Source organism: Jiangella anatolica (assembly GCF_003236295.1).
Taxonomy (GTDB): domain Bacteria; phylum Actinomycetota; class Actinomycetes; order Jiangellales; family Jiangellaceae; genus Jiangella; species Jiangella anatolica.
Genome location: NZ_POTW01000235.1, coordinates 1 through 416 on the forward strand (window position 1 = coordinate 1; position 416 = coordinate 416).

Below are 416 nucleotides of genomic sequence, written 5' to 3' on the forward strand. Positions count from 1 at the left end.
GCGCACCGCCTCGTAGTGCTCAAGCGCGGCACGCAAATCGCCCGGGTGCTGGCCGATGCTGCGCGCGAGTTCGATCGAATCTTCCAGCGCCAGCTTGGTGCCGGAGCCAATCGAGAAGTGCGCCGTGTGTGCGGCGTCGCCCATGAGCACCACCGGCGTGCCGTGCGCGTTGGTATGCACCCAATGTCGGCAGACCACGCGCGGAAACCGAATCCACTGCGCAGAGCCCCGCAGGTGCGTGGCATTGGAAATCAGCTTGTTGCCGTCGAGGTACTTTGCGAAGAGGCGCTCGCAATAGGCGATGGCGTCTTCCTTCTCCATGGTCTCCAGCCCGGCGGCGCGCCACACCTCTTCGGGCGCCCCGACAATGAAGGTGGAGGTTTCGTCATCAAAGCGGTACGCATGCGCCTGGAACC

General features: G+C 64.7%; 1 pseudogene. It reads right to left on the reverse strand.

From position 1 onward, the window contains the following. Positions 1–416: pseudogene (locus C1I92_RS35975) on the reverse strand (bifunctional salicylyl-CoA 5-hydroxylase/oxidoreductase); the annotation flags it as partial.